The 17,061-nt window shown below is 69.5% G+C and carries 19 protein-coding genes and 1 pseudogene; 16 read left to right on the top strand and 4 right to left on the bottom strand.

Features of this window, described 5'->3' with window-relative positions:
* Window positions 1-36: 36 nt before the first annotated feature.
* Both QFZ76_RS51010 and QFZ76_RS51005 read left to right on the top strand, forming a co-directional pair.
* On the top strand, window positions 37-687 hold the full coding sequence (locus QFZ76_RS51010; RefSeq protein WP_307680578.1) for an HAD family hydrolase: 651 nt from the start codon (window positions 37-39) through the stop codon (window positions 685-687).
* A gap of 4 nt (window positions 688-691) precedes the next feature.
* Window positions 692-1,534, top strand: coding sequence for an NAD(P)-dependent oxidoreductase (locus QFZ76_RS51005; RefSeq protein ID WP_307680577.1), 843 nt, complete (start codon window positions 692-694; stop codon window positions 1,532-1,534).
* A 7-nt stretch (window positions 1,535-1,541) separates the two neighbouring features.
* On the opposite strand, the gene QFZ76_RS51000 is transcribed toward QFZ76_RS51005, so the two are convergent.
* The 4 genes from QFZ76_RS51000 to QFZ76_RS50985 form a co-directional block, all read right to left on the bottom strand.
* A complete protein-coding gene (locus tag QFZ76_RS51000) occupies window positions 1,542-2,111 on the bottom strand; it encodes a guanylate kinase (protein ID WP_307680576.1) in 570 nt (189 codons plus the stop codon).
* Complete coding sequence (locus tag QFZ76_RS50995; RefSeq protein ID WP_307680575.1) at window positions 2,108-3,145, bottom strand: AAA family ATPase; 1,038 nt, start codon at window positions 3,143-3,145, stop codon at window positions 2,108-2,110. The genes QFZ76_RS51000 and QFZ76_RS50995 overlap by 4 nt, the downstream gene beginning before the upstream one ends.
* Window positions 3,146-3,509: 364 nt before the next feature.
* Complete coding sequence (locus tag QFZ76_RS50990; RefSeq protein WP_307680574.1) at window positions 3,510-4,274, bottom strand: GntR family transcriptional regulator; 765 nt, start codon at window positions 4,272-4,274, stop codon at window positions 3,510-3,512.
* A gap of 3 nt (window positions 4,275-4,277) precedes the next feature.
* Window positions 4,278-4,823 carry a GntR family transcriptional regulator gene (locus tag QFZ76_RS50985; RefSeq protein ID WP_307680573.1) on the bottom strand — a complete coding sequence of 182 codons (546 nt, stop codon included), beginning with the start codon at window positions 4,821-4,823 and terminating at the stop codon, window positions 4,278-4,280.
* Between the two features lie 363 nt (window positions 4,824-5,186).
* Here QFZ76_RS50985 and QFZ76_RS50980 point away from each other — a divergent pair, with 363 nt between their 5' ends.
* The 14 genes and pseudogenes from QFZ76_RS50980 to QFZ76_RS50915 all read left to right on the top strand — a co-directional run bounded on the left by QFZ76_RS50980 (window position 5,187) and on the right by QFZ76_RS50915 (window position 17,048).
* Complete coding sequence (locus tag QFZ76_RS50980; protein ID WP_307680572.1) at window positions 5,187-5,963, top strand: hypothetical protein; 777 nt, start codon at window positions 5,187-5,189, stop codon at window positions 5,961-5,963.
* 266 nt (window positions 5,964-6,229) lie between these two features.
* Complete coding sequence (locus QFZ76_RS50975; RefSeq protein WP_307680571.1) at window positions 6,230-6,367, top strand: hypothetical protein; 138 nt, start codon at window positions 6,230-6,232, stop codon at window positions 6,365-6,367.
* A 161-nt stretch (window positions 6,368-6,528) separates the two neighbouring features.
* Entirely contained in the window at window positions 6,529-6,708 is a 180-nt protein-coding gene (locus QFZ76_RS50970; RefSeq protein ID WP_307680570.1) for a hypothetical protein, read from the top strand.
* A gap of 82 nt (window positions 6,709-6,790) precedes the next feature.
* Window positions 6,791-6,979 carry a hypothetical protein gene (locus QFZ76_RS50965; RefSeq protein WP_307680569.1) on the top strand — a complete coding sequence of 63 codons (189 nt, stop codon included), beginning with the start codon at window positions 6,791-6,793 and terminating at the stop codon, window positions 6,977-6,979.
* A gap of 161 nt (window positions 6,980-7,140) precedes the next feature.
* Window positions 7,141-7,446 carry a WhiB family transcriptional regulator gene (locus QFZ76_RS50960; protein WP_307680568.1) on the top strand — a complete coding sequence of 102 codons (306 nt, stop codon included), beginning with the start codon at window positions 7,141-7,143 and terminating at the stop codon, window positions 7,444-7,446.
* A gap of 183 nt (window positions 7,447-7,629) precedes the next feature.
* Window positions 7,630-7,803: pseudogene (locus QFZ76_RS50955) on the top strand (DUF5999 family protein); the annotation flags it as partial.
* Window positions 7,804-8,083: 280 nt separating this feature from the next.
* Window positions 8,084-10,297, top strand: a complete 2,214-nt coding sequence (locus tag QFZ76_RS50950) for a hypothetical protein (RefSeq protein WP_307680567.1) — start codon at window positions 8,084-8,086, stop codon at window positions 10,295-10,297.
* Between the two features lie 123 nt (window positions 10,298-10,420).
* On the top strand, window positions 10,421-10,918 hold the full coding sequence (locus QFZ76_RS50945) for a hypothetical protein (protein ID WP_307680566.1): 498 nt from the start codon (window positions 10,421-10,423) through the stop codon (window positions 10,916-10,918).
* Window positions 10,915-11,151 (top strand): hypothetical protein, encoded by a 237-nt coding sequence (locus QFZ76_RS50940; protein WP_307680565.1) that lies wholly within the window; start codon window positions 10,915-10,917, stop codon window positions 11,149-11,151. The genes QFZ76_RS50945 and QFZ76_RS50940 overlap by 4 nt, the downstream gene beginning before the upstream one ends.
* 375 nt (window positions 11,152-11,526) lie before the next feature.
* On the top strand, window positions 11,527-13,542 hold the full coding sequence (locus QFZ76_RS50935; protein WP_307680564.1) for an ATP/GTP-binding protein: 2,016 nt from the start codon (window positions 11,527-11,529) through the stop codon (window positions 13,540-13,542).
* Between the two features lie 16 nt (window positions 13,543-13,558).
* Window positions 13,559-13,975, top strand: a complete 417-nt coding sequence (locus QFZ76_RS50930; protein WP_307680563.1) for a conjugal transfer protein TraB — start codon at window positions 13,559-13,561, stop codon at window positions 13,973-13,975.
* Window positions 13,976-14,056: 81 nt separating this feature from the next.
* Entirely contained in the window at window positions 14,057-16,165 is a 2,109-nt protein-coding gene (locus tag QFZ76_RS50925; RefSeq protein ID WP_307680562.1) for a chromosome segregation protein ParM, read from the top strand.
* A 78-nt stretch (window positions 16,166-16,243) separates the two neighbouring features.
* A complete protein-coding gene (locus tag QFZ76_RS50920; RefSeq protein WP_307680561.1) occupies window positions 16,244-16,432 on the top strand; it encodes a hypothetical protein in 189 nt (62 codons plus the stop codon).
* Between the two features lie 412 nt (window positions 16,433-16,844).
* Window positions 16,845-17,048, top strand: coding sequence for a hypothetical protein (locus tag QFZ76_RS50915; RefSeq protein WP_307680560.1), 204 nt, complete (start codon window positions 16,845-16,847; stop codon window positions 17,046-17,048).
* Window positions 17,049-17,061 lie beyond the last annotated feature (13 nt).

Below are 17,061 nucleotides of genomic sequence, written 5' to 3'. Positions count from 1 at the left end.
GTTCGACGGCGAGCACTGCCGGATAGGCTCCAAACCGTGCAACACCTCGCGATTTTCGATTTGGACGGCACGCTGGTCGACCGGCAGTCGGCCTTCAACGATGCCGTGACCGGCCTGTGCCGTAGACACGGCTTCGACACCACAGCCGAGCAATGGCTGCTCACACAACTGGCCGATCGAGCGAACGCGAGCGACTTCGTGCGACTTCACGCAGCCTTCGACCTGGACGCGTCTCCGGCGCAGCTGTGGCAGGAGTACGTCGACCTCATGGCGGCCTCCGTCACGTGCCGGCCAGCCGTCCTCGAGGGCCTGGCCCGCCTCCGTGAGCAAGCGTGGACGATCAGCATCGCCACCAACGGGGCTTCCGACATCCAGCGCGCCAAGCTCGGTGCGACCGGCATCGGCGAACTGGTCGACGGCGTGGCTGTCTCCGGTGATCTGGAAGTACGCAAACCCGACCGGCGCCTCTTCGAACTCGCGGCTGACCGCTGCGGCTTGGATCTCGCCGACGGCGGTTGGATGATCGGCGACAATCCGGACGGCGACATCGGCGGCGGCCACCAGGCCGGACTGCGCACTATCTGGCTGCGAGGCCGCCCCTGGCCCGACGATCTCCCCGACCCTCACCACGCGGTCGACGACGTCACAGACGCCATCTCCTTCCTGCTCACCGACCACTCGGAGTAGCCACGTGGACCAGCAGATCGTCGGCATCCTCCACCCCGGCAGCATGGGCGCGGCCATGGCCTCAGCACTCCGCCCGAACGCCCAGCGAGTGCTGTGGTGCCCAGAGGGCCGCAGCCGAGCGACGATCGCCCGAGCCGAGCTGTACGGCCTGGAGCCGGTACCGACCCTGGGCGACCTGGTCGAGCAATGCCACACGATCATCAGCCTGTGCCCGCCAGCAGCCGCCGAAGACGTCGCCCGCCAAGTCGCCGCGCACGGAGGCTTCCGCGGCGGCCTGTACGTCGAGGCCAACGCCATCAGCCCCGCCACAGTCGACCGGATCTGTGAACTACTGCCCGACGTGTGGGCCATCGTGGACGCGGCAGTCGTCGGCTCCCCACCCACCGGCGGAAAGAAGCCCCGCCTGTACCTGTCCGGCTGGCCCAACCCAGTGCGCTGGGTGGAAGAACTGTTCGCAGGCACGGACGTCTCCACCCACAACGTCGGCAGCAACGCCGGCCAAGCATCCGCCCTGAAACTCTCGTACACCAGCTTCCAGAAGACCTCCCGCGTGCTCGCCGCCCTCGCACTCGCTGCGGCTCGCGAGCACGGCGTCGACCAGGAGCTCATCGACATCGCCTCAAAACGCGGCGGTTCGTACCTCGCCGAACCGGAGTACGTCGCCAAGACCGCGGCAAGGGCGTGGCGGTGGGGACCGGAGCTGGAAGAGGCCGCCGACATGCTCGCGGCCGCCGGCCTGCCTCCGGAGATGATGCGCGCGGCGGCGGCCACGCTGGCACGGTGGGATGACGTCAAGGACGGCGAGCTCACGCTCACCGACGCCCTCAACCAACTAGCCCAGCCGTAGCCCGCGCTCATGCCGTCGCCACTCCCGCCCGCGCATGGAGCAGCTGGTCAATGAGCCGCGCCGCGTCCTGCGGTGTCGCCGTCGTGGTGTCCACGGTCAGGTCCCAAGCCAGGTCCGGGTAGGCGTCCAGGTCCTCGTGGGTCGCGTCCCATGCCGCCAGGCGCGCCGCGGTGTCGGCGTCACCGCGTCCCGCGGATCGCTGCGCGGTCACCTCACGCGGGCACCACAGCAGCACCAACGTCCAGTTGGCCGGGTAGCCGCCGACCAAGGCGCGGATGCCGTCGATCTGCCCGAGGTGCACCACCGGCACCCCGGCCGCGAACGCCACGTCGACGCCGGGCCGGTCAATCACGTACGTGTTGCCGTACCGCGCGTTCGCGTAGACGACGTCGCCGGCGGCCTCCAGCTTGTCCAGCTGCTCCGTTGTGCCCATCCGGTAGCCGGCGGACTTGCCCGTCCCCACCTTGAACCGCGTGAACTGCGCGTACTTCGAGTGCAACTCGGTGAGCGCGGCCGTGACGGTGTCCTTGCCCGACGCCGGCGGGCCGTACAGGATCACGCCCTGCTTCGACTTCACGCGTACATCGCCCCCATCGCCTGCCGGGCCTGGTCCGCGAGGCTTACTGCAGTCCCCAGCCGGTTGTCGACGACCAGATGCGGGACTGCCGGGCGCAGATCCAGATCGATCGTGGCTATGTACTCATCCCACCGCTGGAGCTTCCACGCGTCCCGGGCGGCCGAGCGGAAGGTGATGTACTCCCGCATCGACTCCTCATCGCAGCTGACCCACACCGGAAAGACGTCGACACCCATGGACGCGGCCCGGTTAGTCAGGCGCTGCATCCAGGCTGCGTCGGTCAACTCCGCGATGAACGGAGCGGAGAGCACGGTGCTGATCCCGCACTTGATGTTGGCCATGGCTGACTGCATGAGGCAGTCGTACTCCACCGACCGGACATGCTCCCGGTAAAGCTCGGTGTGCCGGTCGTTCGGGTCGCCGCCCAGTGCGACCAGGAGCCGTTCCACCAGCGGCCTGGTGAGCGGGTCCTTGTCGAGCAGCGGCCAGCCGGTGAGTTGGACGAAGAACCTCGCCAGCTCAGTCTTGCCGCTCCCCGCGTATCCGCCCACCAGGATCAGGACGGGCCGGTGCGGGTCGCCCCCGGTGTGCCTCCGCTTCCAGGCGTCGATGATGCGCTGCTGGAGAGCAAAGTGCCCGGCATCTTCGCTGCCGGGCGAGATGCGGTGGATGGCCCGTTCGACGGCCAGGACGTGCGCGCCGTTGAGGCGGTCTTCCATCGGCGTGAGCTTGAACGACGTCTCTTCACCAGGCAGAGCGGTTCGGAAGCCCAAGTCCGGCTCGGTGGCCCGGTAGAGAAGACAGTAGGCGCGGCGGTAGTGCGGGCCCGGGTAGACCTCACCCTGCTCATGCTGCCACAGGGTCTGCGGATTCGCGGCGGGGATGCCCTTGAGCTTGGCCTGCTCAGCGACCTCACGGAGGCGCTCGCCAGCCTTCTCCAAGGTCAGGCCGTGAGCCTCCCGCTGCTCGCGCAATCGGTCTGGCAGCCACCCTGCTCGCTGCTTCCCCACCCTTTGCCCCTCCGTCATCGTCATGGCCGCGAGCCTAGGGCTCGAGCCCCAAATCCCATGTGTACGTGGATGTTGAAAACCCGTGAACGAAGGTGCGCACGGGCTTCGACAAGCCGCTGTGATGTTCGGCTGGCTCCGAGGCGACTGTTATGGGGCCCCACAAGAGAAGCGGACAGAGGAGGCGCGGCACGTGACTGGTAGATGTGGGAGCGATGGCCGCAGTGGATGCCTGTTCTGTGGGAGCACCGGGTGCGTCGATCATGTAGACGTACATGCGTCCCCCCAGGCGGCAAAGTCCGTAGTGCTGGCGGACGTCCAATCGGAGCTTGCGAAGGCAGCGACATCATACTCCCTTAAGGCTTATTGGCTTAAGGGAGTCCTGAGGTTATCAGGGCACCTGGAGCTTGTACCGCATGCGGTACTTGTGCGCCGCTTTGGCCAACAGGGAGACCTCGATTGGCCTGTCGTTGTCCGTGTAGACCACTCGGAATGTGAGCATCACGGGCATATCTTTGGGAAGCTCCAGAGCTACTACTTCTTCCTCCGTGGGGATCTCCGAGGAGACCTCGTCCACGAACTCGCGGGGTGGGTAGCCCAAGCCGCTCAGGAGCGTGGGTGTGCCCCCACGGATCTTTCTGGGTTCCATCATCGCCGTGCCTTCAGCAAGTTCCAGCGGATAGTACGACCGGGTGAGTTCCGCGGGCTCGTCATCAAGGAGCAGCACCTGCTTGCGGAGGAGGGCCTGTTCCCCCTCTCGGAGCTCGAGGGACGCTGCCACTTCGTGAGGGGGCACGACAACTTCCACCTTGAGGAGCTTCGTCGAGCCGCGCTGCGAGCGCTTCCCGGCCTCGGTAATCCAGCGGTATGGCTCACCAGCTGCCGCCGGCGGCATGTATACGGCTGGCGAGATGGCTTGCTGCGTACTGCCCTTGACGAAGACGCCCTTACCGGCATGGCCGACCAAGAGGCCTTCGTCCTTCAGCATCAGCAGGGCCTTCTGCACCGTCGTGCCCGCCACGCCGTACTGCTCCATCAGTGCTGGGGTCGACGGCAGTTGGGCTCCGGGGGCGAGATCCCCGCGAGTGATCTGCCTCCGAAGCGTGGCGGCGATCTTTTGATGGGCCGACCGCTTGTCCTCGAACGATCTAGCCATGTCTCAGACCGCCTGCTTCCTCTGTCGGTACTGGAGGTGTCGCGTCATGGTCATAACGCTGACCTCCATCGGCTCGCCGGTACTGGATGTCGTGAATCGAGTCAGGACCAACACCGGTGCACCAGGCGGCAGATCCAAGGCGGCGCACTGGCTTGTGGTGGCTGTCGTTGCGTGGACGTCTTCCAGCGGATCGTCTTCGGGCGTGAAGCCCAAATTGGCCAGCAGCGTGACGGCGCCACCAGGGATCTTTCCGTGCTCAGCCAGGCGAGTGCCACGTGCGATGTGGGCCGGATAATAGGAGTCGGCCAGCTCAACCGGTTCGTCATCGAGCAGGATCAGTCGTCGACGGACCACGACCGCCGCGCCCGGTTCGGTACGGAAAAAGTCCCGAACAGGGGGCGGAGGGTCGACCTCTTCCACCGCGAGCAACCGCTGGCCGCCGCGCCGTCCGTGCGCTGCAGCCTCAGCGCTCCACGCGTCTTGCTCTCCTGCGCGTCGCGGTGCGAGATACGGCTGGGCTTCACCCATCCATGCGTCGTTGCTGCCCACTATGTCCCCTCGGTCCGTCATGACCCGCCGCAACCCTAGTGCTCTGCGGCTACAGCCAGCATGGTTCGACCTTAAGCCTTGCCACCTTAAGGCGTAAGGCCTTATGGTCTCATGCGTCGGCCCCCGCAGGGGACGCGCTGATTGCACGACTGCACAACAGCAGGGGTCACCGCCTCCTAGGAGGCGGCGGCAATGGGGTTGAGCCCGCGCTCCCCCGGTCGACGGCGCCTGTACCGAATAGCTCCACCTGATCCACCTCTGAACAGCGAAGTTGTGCTGTCTGTCCGCCAGGACCCCCGACCGCAAGGCCGGCCTGGCGCGGCAGAGAGGGCAGCACTCGCTTCACCCGCCGGAAGGAACGTGATGGCGAAGAACCGCAAGCGTCCAGGTCGGACCCGCACCAAGCGCGACAACCGCCGCGCACCGATGCTGCTCAGCAAGATCGGCCCCCAGGAGATCAACGTCCGTGAGGGCGAGGCCAAGTCCATCGTCTGCCCCGACTGCCGCACCTGGCGCCGACTGATGGGCGACAAGAAGCTGGTGATCCGCGAACACTGCATCAGCGACAAGGTCGCCGAAGGCGAGAAGCACGTCCGGTGCGACGGAAGCAACCAGGTCGTCCACCTCGACATTCCGATCGAGCAGTGGAGCGAGGAGATGCTCGCCGCTGACAGCACGGCGACCGGACGCCGTTCCGCCCGCCAGCACTACAAGCCGCTCCCGGCCCCGGCCAAGCCGGTCACCAGGATGTCCCCGGTGTCCATGAGCGTGGCCGGCGCGCTCGCCGCCTACCGCGCCCACCTCAAGAAGTGCCGGGCCAGCAGCATGGCCGGCCGCTGTGGCGGCACCCACCGCTGCGCCGACGGTGCCCGGCTCGCCGCGGTCTACGCGGAACTGGAGCGCGCCCAGCCGCTCCGGGATCGCGAGGCCCGCGTCGACGCGCTGCTCGCTCGCTACCGATCGAGCATGGTGTGGGCGAAGCACAGCGAGGCCACGGTCAACGCCAAGAAGACGACGGCCAAACGCAGCGGTACGACGGTCGAAGAGACCAACAACGCCTGCCGGAACCGCTTGCCTGGCACGGTCTCCGACAACCGCGGCCCGCAGGTGCCGACGCAGCCGGTCCGTATCACCGCCTGAACATCCACCGCGACGAACGACCGAGGTGGCCCCCACCCGAACGCATCTGGGCGGGGGCCACCTCGGCTGCTCGTACGACAGCTGACAGCCCGCGCATCACAACCCTGCCTCCCTCCGTGAGGAGTTGCTCATGATTACGCAGCCCGCACCCACCGTCTCTGTCCACGACATCGACTGGGACCTGAACTGGACACCCACCGGTGAGCCCAGGAAGCCCTGGGACCAGATGCCCGCAGGCCGACGCTCAGTTTGCGCTGTCTCGTGCGATGGGCGAGACGGTCTCTGAGCAGGAGTACCTCGCCACGGATCGCACGGGACAGCCGCTGCGGATCGTGCTGCTGAAAGTGGTGTCCGAGGCCCATCAGGAGGCCGACCTTGGCGCGGTCTACGAATTCGCGCTCTGACTGCCGCAACGACGAACGACCACGGCCCCGGCCGACCCGATCACCTCGGGTCGGCCGGGGCCGTGGTTGCTCGTACGACCAGCCAAAACGACGACAACCCCGGCGACTTGAGACCCCCGGGGCTGTCCAGGACCTGACTGGAGGACCTGATGCACAACAGCATGACACGCCCTGGAAGCCAGCCGGGCGCCACCCGCCCGCTGGTGGCGCGGGAGGACGACCCGCTGTTCGACGCGGATCACTCGCGCTGCTCGGGTCCCTTGCGTCGCGCGTCGATCACGGTCGCCGATGTCGAGGAGATCGCACGCAGGGCCGACGAGGCGGCGGGGGTGAGGGCGTGATCACCAGCCTGACCGACGCTGAACGCGCGGAGCTCTCGCGGAAGAACGCGGAGCAGAACAAGAGGTCGGAGAACAACCGCCGATGAGTGCACGACCGACCGACGACCTGTTCGTCCGCTACATGAAGGCGTTCGAGGACTCCACCGAGCACACCGCCGCCTGTCCGGCCTGCCAGGGCGAGACGCCGTGTGCGGAGGGGATGCCGATCCACGAGCGGTTCGCCCGCCTCCAGGACGCCTACCGCGAACGCCAATCCAAGCAGCAGCGCTGATCCCCCGGCATTGCCCGTCGTCCCCGCCCCTTACCGGGCGGGGCCGGCGGAGAGCGTCGGGAGCTCACCCCGCTCCGGCCATCCGGCCCCACAGACACGCAATAGCCCCAGGGTGGCCGCCCTGGGGCTGTCTCTTGCACTGGACCTTATGGGAGGCCCGAATGAAGCGAGTTTCCATCGCCATCGTACGCAATCACGCCTACGCGCCCGTCTCCACCGACGCTCCGGTGCGGCCCCGCGCGGCCTGTGCCGATGAGGACTCCGAGCTGTTCTTCCCCATCGGCAACACCGGCCCGGCGCTGCTCCAGATCGAGGAGGCCAAGGCTGTCTGCCGTCGCTGCCCGCTGATAGAGAGCTGCCTCGAGGGCGCGCTGGAGCGCAACGAGCTGGGCGTGTGGGGCGGCACCGACGAAGACGACCGCCGCCGCATGAAGCGCCGGGCCGCTCGCCGCCGCACCGCTGCCTGATCCGTTCTGGCGGCTGCCTGATCCGCCCGCACCGACCGCTGCACCACGGCGGCCGGGACGGGCGGTGACGGGGAGCCGGACAGCCCGGACCGACAGCCCAGGGAGGCCCTGATGGGCACGACGACGACCGCCCAGCTCGACACCGCGACGACCACCACCGGCACCACTCGGCTGCCGGACTCGCTGTGCACGCACACCCCGAAGTGCCCGACCGCCGGCAGTCCGGACCGGGAGGCCGCACAGACCATCGCGAGCCACCCGGAGCAGGGCTGGAGCCTGCTGTGCAACGGCGTCCTGGTCTTCGACGACACCGGCGACCTGCTCCCCGACGGCCGGATCGTCAACCCGCACCGCCCCACCGACGGCGCGCTGTCCTTCCGGCTCACGGACGCCCACGCGCTCATCGGCAGCACGTCCGGCAGCGGGAAGACCAGCGCGGCGGCCGCGATGCACAAGTCGGGCGTCCTGGCCGGTACGGCCGTGACCCCTCGCTTGGCCTGACAGCTGCCTGATCCGCTCGCACCGACCGCTGCACCTTGGCGGCCGGGTCGGGCGGTGACGGGGAGCCGGACAGTCCGGACCCACTCACCAACCCCAACGCCGCCCACCAGGGCGGCTCCTACCGGAAGGAGGCGGCGTGGCCGCCACACGAACCGCACACAAGAGGAGCCCCGCGCGCAAGAAGCCGGCGGCGACCCGTCCGGCTTCGCAGTCGACCGCCTCTCCCACCCCCGAGGCTTCCCCGGCCCCGGCCGGGACCACGCAGACGGAGACGGAGGTCGTCGACTTCGAGGCGCTGGTCCGCGTCGCGGACGCCCGGGACCGGGCCGCCGACGTCATCGACACCGCGCGCGAGCAGGCCGCCGCCCTCCAGGCGGAAGCCGAGACGGTGGCCGCGCGCACCGTCGCCGACACCCACGAGCAGGTCACCGTGCTGATGGCCGAGGCGCAGACCCGCGCCGCGGGCATCACCGCCGACGCCGACCAGGCGGCCACCGCCCAGCGCGCGGCGGCGAAAAACGACCTGGAGGCGGCTCGCGGCGAGGCCGACCGGCTCCTGACGGAAGCCCGCGACCATGCCGAGAGGCTGGTAACGGAGGCCCGGGCCCGGGTCAACGACCTGACCGAACTGGCCGCCACCGACCGCGAAGCGACCGGCAAGGCGGTTGCCGAGCTGCGCCGTCTGGCGGAGGCCGACCTCACCGAGATCGGCGCCCTGGTCGACCAGCGCCGCATCGAGGCCGGCGGGATCCTCGCCCGCGCCCAGGAGCAGGCCGACGAACTGGTGGCCGCGGCACAGCGCGAGGTCGACCAGGCCCGCGAGCGGTTCGCCCAGCTCGCGGTGACGGCGGCTGAACAGTACGACGGCCGCCGCGCGGAGGCGGAGGCGCTGTACACGGACGCGGTCAAGGCCGCCGACGACCGGCGCCGCGAAGCCGACGCTCACGTCGCCGCCGCGCACACCGAGGCGGAACAGGCCCGCACAGAGCTGCGCGAGAAGCTGCGCGAGCTCACCGACCAGTTCGACACGGAGGCCGCCGCCAAGCGCAAGGCCCTCGCCGACGAACTCGCCGGGCTCAAGCAGGCGTGCGACAAGCAGCGCGAGCGGCTGCGGGAGGAAGCCAAGACCGTCGCGGCGCAGCTGCGGGAGGCCGCCCAGAAGGAAGCGAGCCGCATCACCACCGAGGCGGAGCGCAAGGCGAAGGGCATCACCGAGCGGGCGCAGGCCGATGAGGCCCGCGCCCGGCGGCTGCTCGAGGAGGCCCGGGAGGCGAAGAAGGCCAACTCCCGCTTCCGGGGCCGGCAGCAGAACCTCAGCCGCAAGGCGTGGAAGACGGCCCCGTGGATCGCGCTCGCCGCCGGCGTCGGGCTCGCCGCCTCCGGCGAGTACGAGCTGGCCCGCATGGTCGGCATCAACCAGTACGTCGCCCCGCTGCTGCCGGTCAGCATCGACGTCTACTGCGTCACCGCGTTCCGGGCGAAGAAGGACATCCCCTACGCGCTGCTGCTGATGGCGTCGGCGAACGTGACCTACCACCTGTCCGAGCAGGCCCACATCGTCAAGGAGGGCCAGTCGGCACCGTGGCAGCTGACGACGTTCGTCGTGCTGATCTTCGTGGCCGTCATCTGGCGCGTCCACACGCTCATGCACGACGACGGTACGGACAGCCACGGCAGTACCGCCGCTGCGGACGGCCGTACCGGTACGGACAGCGGAAACGGAACGCCCGCCCGTACAGGTACGCACCGGCGTACCGACGGTACGGACACCGCGTCGTCCAGCCGTACAGGGGCCGCCAGTCGCGACCTGTACGCCGCTCACGGCTCGGTACGGCCGGACGGTACGGGCCTCGGACGGGACGGTACGGACCCTGTACACGCCGCGCCCCACCCGCCGCACGATGGCGGGACCGAAGCGGCGCTGACCAGGCCGTACGGCGACCGTACAGACGGAGTACACACCGCCCCTGACAGGGCGCGGCGTACAGGTACACCGGCTGCTGGCCGTACCGGTACGGCCAGCGCGGCCGTACCGGGGCGTACCGGCACGGTCAGCGTCCGTACACAGTCCGGCGGCGACGGCGTACCGGGTGCCCGTACAGGTACGGCCACCGCGTCCCCTCCCGCAACCGGAACCAGCGATGCAGCGGATACGGACCGTCCCGGTACGCCTGTACGGACGGACGAAGAACTCCTGCCGCTCGTACAGAACCTGCCGCGCGACAAGGACGGCTTCGTCACCCTCTACCAGGCCCGCACCAAGCTCAGCGTCAACCAGACCCGCGCGATCCGGCTGCTGAAGGAGGCCGGCCTGCTGCGTCCCGAGGACGCGGACAAGTACCTGAAGTGATCCACCGTCCGGCACGCGCCAGTGAGGGCCAGCCCGCTCGAATCGGGCTGGCCCTCGCTGCGACTGCCGGAAGCAGTCAACAGCCCCCCGAGTACAGCAGATCCGACCCCCACGGAGGACCCCGTGAACACCGAAAATAACGGCAAGCCCTTCTTCGAGGACCCCAACGAGGCGTTGCGCGAGATCGCGCAGAACCCCGCCGCCTACGCGCACTACCTCGCGGACTTCCACCGGGTCGTGCTGGACATGCAGGCCAAGCTGGAAATCCTCCAGCGCGAGACCCGCGTGCACTGCCGCGGAACCCGAGTGGAGGGCGACAAGATGGGCCAGGCTTTCCTGCGCTCTTTCCCGGTGGAAAAGTCCCTGCACGACGTTCTTAAGAACCTCAAGAACGCCACTGCGGGACTCGAAAAGAGCGCCCATAAGCGCCACGCTCACGACGAAAAGGTGAAGGAGGTCAAGAAAAGTCGAAAGGAAAAGGCGCAGCTCAAGGCGCGTAAGAACAACCCGTCGCTCCAGGCCGCCCCGGAAAACTCGGGGCAGCAGGGTGCACAGAGCCCGAATATGGGCTATGGTGGCCCCACGTCGATTTACAACCTGGACCGCAGGGAGTCGGCGTGAGTGCAGGTCGCCCGCTCACGAAAGCAGAGCGGAAGGCGTTCAACCGTGCGGAACACGAGCGGAAAATCAAACAGGATTTGATTACGCAGCACGGAAAAGAACTCGGCACCTTCTATGCCTGGCTCCGGATTGTGAATATCCGAGGCACGCAGGCTTGCCGCGAGGGCGACACGGCGTTCATCCGTGACGTCGCGCTCGCCCTGCAGAACGTCCACCGCAGCCACTTCGGCTAGCTCCCCGCGTCCCGTCACGAAGGGCCGTCTCCGATCCCGGGGACGGCCCTTCGGCGATCCCAACGCGTGCCGTGCGTGCCGCGTGTCACGCGTGCCGCACACGCGCGTACGCGAGGCCGATGCCGACTGCCAAGCCCAGGAGGAGGGAGTCGCGTGTCCGACGACACCGACAGCAACGTGGTTCACCTCCCCACTCGGGGCAGCGATTCCGGCGGAATGCCGGATGCCCCCGACGGTGGGGATTTGTTTTTCTCCGAACCGCCTGACGGCGGTGCCGATAGGGCGCTCCCTCCGGATTCCCAGGCGGAGACGACAAGGGAACTCCCGCCTGTTCGCGGGCCTATCTCTCCGGAAACGGCTTTGCGGGAAACGGGAATGCCCGACGCCCCGGATTCCGACGACGAAGAATACGAGGAAGACGAATACGAACAGCCTCGCTCTCTCGCCGATCGCCTCGGTGACTGGCTGGAATACCGACTGGAAGTGGCGCGGGACCGGCACGCCGGAGAAGCGCCCTTCCGTGAGGCTGAAATAGCACGCAAGGCCGCACTGTTGGAGTCCCGCACCGCCCAGGAAACCGCAATGATGGAGCAGAACGCCAAACTCCACGCGGCGCAAATGAAAGCGAAGGCCGACAAGACGGCGGCACGCGGCAAGGCCGACGCGACGCGGTCCTCCAGCTCCGGCATGGGCGCCGACAAGGGCCGCTCCAAGGCCGGCGGCGGGGGCGGCTCGCGTGGAGGCGGCGGCAGTTCCGGCGGCTCAGGCCGGGGCACCGGAGGCGGCCGGGGCTCGGGAACCAACGGGTCCGGCAGCTCCGGGCGCGGCTCTGGGGGAGGTAACTCCCCCAAGGGCGCCGGGAAGGGCTCTGATCGCTCAGCTGGCGGCCGTGGGGGCGGTTCGAAGGGCAATGAGTCGTCCGGCGGCTCCAAAGGCCGTCAGAACGGCTCTGGAGGCTCCGGGGCGGGCAAGTCCGGTGCAGGTAAGGGCAGTTCGGGCGGCTCCGGCGGCAAGAACGGCTCGGGCAGCTCCGGGTCCGGCAAGGGCGGCTCCAAGAGCGACGGCGGTACGTCGCAGAACTCGCCGGCATCCAGCCCCAGGGCCGAACGAGCCCGCGGCCGCCAGGAGCGCGCCGCCGCCCGCCAGGCCGCCCGGCAGCAGCGGCGCAGCGCCACCCAGGCGGCGAACCTCGCCGACCGCAGCAACGACCGCGACCAGGCCCGCGACAACAAGCAGGCGGCGCGTGAGGAACGCCGCGCGGCGAAAGCCGAGCGGAAGGCCGCGAGGAAGGCGAAGCGGGAGGCCGCCAAGGCCGCCGACGACCGCACCAGCCTGGGCGATGCTGTCGCGGAAGGCGCGCAGCAGCGCTGGGATGAGCGCCGTGCGGCAGCGGAGAAGGACAAGGCCGCGAAGGACGGCACCGGTGACACCAAGGACACCACCGGCGACAAAGACTCCGAGGCCACAACCAAGAAGATCCCCAAGGACGGCCCTGAGACGTCCACCGACGACCCGAAGGACGACTCCGCGACCAAAGGGCCGGACGACGGCAAGAGGAGCGGCGAGAAGCCGACCGATGGCTCCGCCGACAAGGACGCGAACGACAGCCCCAAGCCCGACGACACCAAGGACCCGCCCGACCCTGGCGCTGGCGGGCACCCCTGGGGGGAGTGGATCAAGGACTGGTTTCGCAAGTACAGCGACAACCAAGACGCCCCGGAGCCGGAAGAGCCCACGACGATCCGGCCCGAGGACCTTGGCGACGTCACGGTGGACCGCCCGGGCGGCCCGACCCGGTCCCCGAAGCCGGAATCGGCTGAGGAGGACATCCCGGACGCGGTCATCGTCGACGATCCGATCGACCCCTTCGGGGCCGCCGTCTCCAGTCCTGCGAGCCTCCCCCGGGCTCCGGAGCCCCACACTCAGCGTCCCGGCACCACCCGCCCCGATCCCCAGGAGAACCCCGTGACGGAGGTCAACAAGACCGCGTCGGGCCAGACCGGCATGGCGGCCAAGCACCGCACCGACATCACCTTCAGCGAGTACCTGATGGAGATCGTGAACATCGCGATCGCCGCCGCGCTCGACAAGGACCGCGCCCAGGAACTGGCCATCGCGCTCGGCAAAGTCGCCGACGCCCTGCGGGACATGGCGGCCGACCTGGTCGGTGACCACAACATCGCCACCGCGGTCGTCGACCAGATCACGGACCTGGCCGACGCTGCGGACCGCATGAAGCAGCTGGCCGAACGGTGCGCCACCGAGTGCGAGATCGCCTCGGAGGCCGCCCGGATCGCCGCCATGTTGGTCGGCCGGGTCTACGGCGAGGACATGCAGGCCATGGACGACGCGGGCCTGGCCAGCGCCTCCGCCGCCGCTCACCACGACTAGGAAAGGAGGTCTGCTGATGAGCGACCTGACGCCCCACACCGGCGGCGGCGCTGCCGCCCAGACCGACGGCGACAACCGGTACAAGGCCGTCCAGCAGAAGCTCAAGACGCTGGGGCAGGCCATGGACCTGGCCAGCAACGAGCTCGAGGCGCTGCTGCGTGGGATGCGTATGAACGCGCAGCGCTCGGAGGGCTTGGCCGTCGACATCGCCAACGCCGAACTCGACCGCAAATTCGTGGAGATGACGAACCAGGTGTCCGTCGCCCTGGGGGGCGCCGCTGTCGAAGTCCGGAAGCTCCACGCCACCGCGCAGGAGGTGTCCGGACTCGCTCACGACACGCGGCGTACGCACGCGCGGCTGTACGAGGGCCTGGACACCGTCCGCTCCGGCCGCCCCGAGCGCACCCCCAGGCCGGGCTTCTTCGCCCACTGACCCCAGCTCACCGAAAACCCCTGATGGGCGGCCCGCCACCGACGGCGGGCCGCCCATCAGCATCTTCCGAAGGAGAACCCCGTGTCCGTGCCGCGCAGCGTCGCCCTGGAGCGCACCCTCTACACGCTGGCCGCCCCGGTCCTCGCCGCGGCCCCGAACCTCTCCCCCGACAGCCCTGTCAACACCGTCATCCAGCTGGCGGGCGCCGCCGGCGTCGGCGGCTGGGTCCTCGCCGGCAAGAGCGACGAACCCGGCACAGGACGCAAGATCCTGCGCTGGTCCCCGCTCGTGCTCGCCGCCGCCGTCGACATCGCCGCGAAGAACACGATCGGCTGGGGTCCGTGGTGCATGGACGGCCTGCTCGCCGCGGGATGGGCGGCGGCCGGCCTGCTGGTGATGCCGTTCTCCCGGCACACCCGCCGCAACCACCGGCCCGCCCTCGCCGCCCCGGCCCCCGCGCCGCAGCTGCAGCCCGCCCCCGAGCCGTCTGTGGCGCAGCCGGACGACGGCGCCGACACCTTCACCCGCCAGGTCCGCTGGCTGTGGGAGAACCGCGGCATGCCCGGCCGCACCATCGTCGTCAAGGCCATCCCGCACGAGGGCATGCCGAACGACCTGTCGCTGCTGCTGCGTGCCTCCGAAGCCGGGCGGCCGATCTCCGGACTCACGGAGGAAGCCGTCGCCGCCGCGTTCGGTGTCGACGTCACCGATGTGCGGATCGAGGAAGTGGCCCGGCAGTACGGGCGCGAGGGCGGCCCCGGCTGGAAGCACGTCGACGTCACCCCCGACGCGAACGAGCGGCGCCGCAAGGCCCCCACCGCCCACGAGTGGTGGGCCGACCGGATCGGAGCCGTCGGCGGGCCCGTGCCCGGATCGGAGTTCGTCAAGGAGGTCCGCGACCACGCTCGCCGGGTCACCCACTACATCGCCCAGGTTCCCGACGAGATGGGCGAGCCGCGCGTCAACCAGCATGCCCTGGCGGCCGCGCTGAAGACCAAGTACGACGAAGGCCGGCTGTTCGTCACCGTCGACGGCAGCCAGGTTCTGGTCTCCCTGTGGGATTCCTCGCCGCTCGCACAGGTCTTCCCCGCAACGAGGGAGCTGCTGACCCCGGACAAGGACGGCCGGTGGGTGACGGGCTTCCTCGGCAACGGCCAGCCCGCCCGCAACCGCGTCTACACCGACCGGGGCGCGGCGCACGGTCTTTTCGTCGCCCCGTCCGGCGGCGGCAAGACCCAGCTGATGGGCCTGCACGTCGCGGCCGACGCCCTGTTCGGGGCCGTGGTCATGCTGGCGACCGAGGCGCCGGATGAGAAGACGGCCGCGCTGGGCAAGCACACCGCTCGCTACGGCGTCGGCGCGCTCTACATGATCCGGCTCCTGCGGGTCCTGGTCGCGCTGATGGAGATCCGCGGCGAGATGCCGTGGGAGGACGGCCAGGTCCACGAGTGGGACCCGACCCGGCCGGGCTGTCCCTACCGGATGCTGTCCGCGTATTTGGACGAGTTCCTGTCCGCCGCCCGCTCCGGCGACTACGGCGCGGAGATCATGGACCTCGCGGAGCTGGTGTCGGTCAAGGGCCGCAAGTACGGGGTCGGCCTGAAGGTCGCCGGCCAGTCCATCTACGTTCAGGACGGCTTCACGCAGCTGCTGTGCGAGAACCTGCGTGACAACTGCATCCCGGTCGTGCTGAAGGTGGCGCCGAAGAAGGTCACCGAGATGTTCAAGGCCCTCGGTATCCCGTCCGAGTACATCCCCGACCCTCTCCCCCGCTCCTTCTCCCCTGCGGAGAAGGGCCGGATCGAGCGGGTGATGGCCGGCGAGCCCGAGCCGCCCTCCGACTCCAACACCGGCGGCGCCGGTTGGATCATCGAGAGCAAGCAGCCCGACGTCCTGCGCACGCTGTTCATGGACTTCAAGGCGGGCATCGACGGCTACTTCCCCGACACCGTCTTCACCCTGACCGACTACGAGATCCGCGAGCTGGAAGCGCGCGGCCTGTGGTTCGACTGGAACGAGCCGCCCCGGCCCGGTGAGTTCGGCCCCGAGCCCGATGACGAGGACGGCGACGACGACGCGCCCAAGAAGGGCGGCGGCAAGCGCCGCGGCGGCGGGAATCCCGTGCGCCGCGACGCGGTCACCTCGCCCCGCCAGGCGCTGGAGGCCATCAAGAACCTCTCCGGCGTCTGATCCACCCCGCACCCCAACCCCCGCAGGGCCCGGCCGCACCGGCCGGGCCCTGCTCACACCTGGAAGGACACACCGCTCGTGGCCGTATCGATCTCCGCCGTCGTCCTGCTCGGCATCGTCGTCTTCGTCCTCATCCGGGGCGGCTCCGTACGCCTCGGACCCGCCCTGGCCTGCGCCGGGTTCGGCTTCTTCCTCGCCTCCACCGGCGCCGCGCCCTTCATCACCGACGCGATCGGCACCGTCACCGGCTGGATCTCCAACATCTGAAAACCGCCCCGGCTGCCGGCGTCGAAGGCGCCACCCACCCCGCGCCTTCGACGCCCCCAGGGAGCCCCGATGCCTCAGCCCCACCCCGCCATAGACCAGGCCGCCCCGACCACCGCAGCGCCCGCGCCGCCGACGGCACTGTCCCTCGAGGAACGCCTCACTCTCGTGAACGCGGCGATGACCGTGCGGCTGGACGAAGCGGCCGTCGTCTACGAGGTGAACACGGCGCACATCGGCACCGAGCCCGTGGACCTGGCCGACGTCGTCACCGTCCCGTTGACCCCGACGCTCCAGTCGCCGGCCCGAGTCATACCCGACCCCGGTCGCGGCCCTTCTGCAGCGCGCCCACCACCGGCTGCTCACCGGCGGCTGGTGCTCCGGCGCCCTGGTCGACGAGGACGGCGCCCGCTGCATGCTCGGGGCCATCCGGATCGAGGCCCGCGGCGACAGCGGCCTGGAAGCCGACGCGGTCACCGTGCTCCTGGAGGCGATCCGCAGGAAGTTCGGCGGCGGCGTCGACTCCGTGCCGTCCTTCAACGACGCGCACGGATCGGCTCGGATCCCGCTCCGCATGGTCGACCAGGCCGCCGGCCTCGCCGACGCCCGCGGTCTCTGACCCCTGCTCCGGA

Source organism: Streptomyces sp. V4I2 (genome assembly GCF_030817655.1).
GTDB classification, from domain to species: Bacteria; Actinomycetota; Actinomycetes; order Streptomycetales; family Streptomycetaceae; genus Streptomyces; species Streptomyces plumbiresistens.
This window is presented reverse-complemented; position numbering and strand designations above follow the sequence as displayed.

Bases quoted from the DNA above. Each gene is read 5' to 3' on its own strand.
- QFZ76_RS50935 (WP_307680564.1), top strand. From the start codon at position 11,527: ATGCCCGACGCCCCGGATTCCGACGACGAAGAATACGAGGAAGACGAA.
- QFZ76_RS50975 (WP_307680571.1), top strand. From the start codon at position 6,230: ATGGGCGAGACGGTCTCTGAGCAGGAGTACCTCGCCACGGATCGCACG.
- QFZ76_RS50970 (WP_307680570.1), top strand. From the start codon at position 6,529: ATGACACGCCCTGGAAGCCAGCCGGGCGCCACCCGCCCGCTGGTGGCG.
- QFZ76_RS50965 (WP_307680569.1), top strand. From the start codon at position 6,791: ATGAGTGCACGACCGACCGACGACCTGTTCGTCCGCTACATGAAGGCG.
- QFZ76_RS50930 (WP_307680563.1), top strand. From the start codon at position 13,559: ATGAGCGACCTGACGCCCCACACCGGCGGCGGCGCTGCCGCCCAGACC.
- QFZ76_RS50960 (WP_307680568.1), top strand. From the start codon at position 7,141: ATGAAGCGAGTTTCCATCGCCATCGTACGCAATCACGCCTACGCGCCC.
- QFZ76_RS50980 (WP_307680572.1), top strand. From the start codon at position 5,187: ATGGCGAAGAACCGCAAGCGTCCAGGTCGGACCCGCACCAAGCGCGAC.
- QFZ76_RS50995 (WP_307680575.1), bottom strand. From the start codon at position 3,145: ATGACGATGACGGAGGGGCAAAGGGTGGGGAAGCAGCGAGCAGGGTGG.
- QFZ76_RS50990 (WP_307680574.1), bottom strand. From the start codon at position 4,274: ATGGCTAGATCGTTCGAGGACAAGCGGTCGGCCCATCAAAAGATCGCC.
- QFZ76_RS50915 (WP_307680560.1), top strand. From the start codon at position 16,845: ATGCTCGGGGCCATCCGGATCGAGGCCCGCGGCGACAGCGGCCTGGAA.